Below are 1,093 nucleotides of genomic sequence, written 5' to 3'. Positions count from 1 at the left end.
CTTATTTCTTTCTGAAGATCAGATTTTCAAGGACCGAGAAGTGAGGACACAGCTTTCGTAAGAGTGGAAGCGAAGAGGTTTCTGAGTTGGAAATGAAAGCGAGTGAGTGAGTTCTTTTTTGAGAGTGAGCGAGCGAGTGGATTTAGATGAAGGTCTCCATGTGGATGTCAGAGAGCGGGATAGCGATCCGCTGAAAGGCGGGTGCGAAGCACTGATGAGTGGCTTCACATGGAAGTTAGGTTGAGGCATTGAGTGATTGAAAAAGAGATTGGCAGGCAGCAAAGCCAAGGCGGCCAGAACATAGGATTCGAGTGAGAATCGAGTGAAGGGGATGAAGACCTCTGAACGACGATGAGCTTGAGACTTTTCTTCTGGTGGTCATGGCGCGGTGGAACCACCCGGTCCCATTCCGAACCCGGAAGTGAAACGCCGCAGCGCCGATGGTAGTGAGGCGACAGGCCTTGTGAGAGTAGGACGCCGCCAGGTAAACGCCCGGCATTTTCAGAGATGAAAATGTCGGGCTCTTTTTTTGTCCGTGGAGAGCGAATCGCCGGTGTGCGACAGGCTTGATGGGTCTGGGGTGGTGAGGTCGTGGTGCCCCCCATGGAGATGGGACCGCCTGCGATCTTTTGCCGGCTGCCGGATTGCATGGTGATGGGCAGGAATCGATGGGCGAATTGGAGCCGAGGGCCGAATATGAACTCGGAGAGTCCGAAGTGTTGCTACAACCGTAATCGCAAGGTTAAAGTGCGAGGACTTCTCTGAAAGGTGTCAAGCGTCCGGATGATGGATGATGTGGTTTGCTTATGATGGGTTCGAGTTATGGCTTTTCTCCCTTGAGCCCGGCGGCGACGTGATGTCGAGAATGGGCCGGAACGTGCTCGTCGGAGACATCACCCGCAGACGGGCGGGGCCGGTTTCCGTTCTGTCGGCGGGCCTCTCCAAAGGATGCGGAATCATACTTCTCTCAGGCGCGCGCCACGTCTTCGGACACCGCCACGGTGGCAATCAGATCCCCGCCCCTCCATACTGACCCAAGGTGCGCGGAAACGGTCCTCAGACCGCTCCGCCAACCAGTCCCTGACAGGAGCGG

General features: G+C 55.9%; 1 rRNA gene. It reads left to right on the top strand.

The features are described 5' to 3' along the window. Positions 1 to 370 precede the first annotated feature (370 nt). Positions 371 to 486 (top strand): 5S ribosomal RNA (rrf, locus tag HNR46_RS20580). The last annotated feature ends 607 nt before the right edge of the window (positions 487 to 1,093 follow it).

The sequence above is a fragment of the Haloferula luteola genome (assembly GCF_014201715.1).
GTDB lineage: Bacteria > Verrucomicrobiota > Verrucomicrobiia > Verrucomicrobiales > Akkermansiaceae > Haloferula > Haloferula luteola.
Note: the sequence above shows the minus strand (reverse complement) of the source record. Positions and strands in the feature narration are given on the sequence as shown.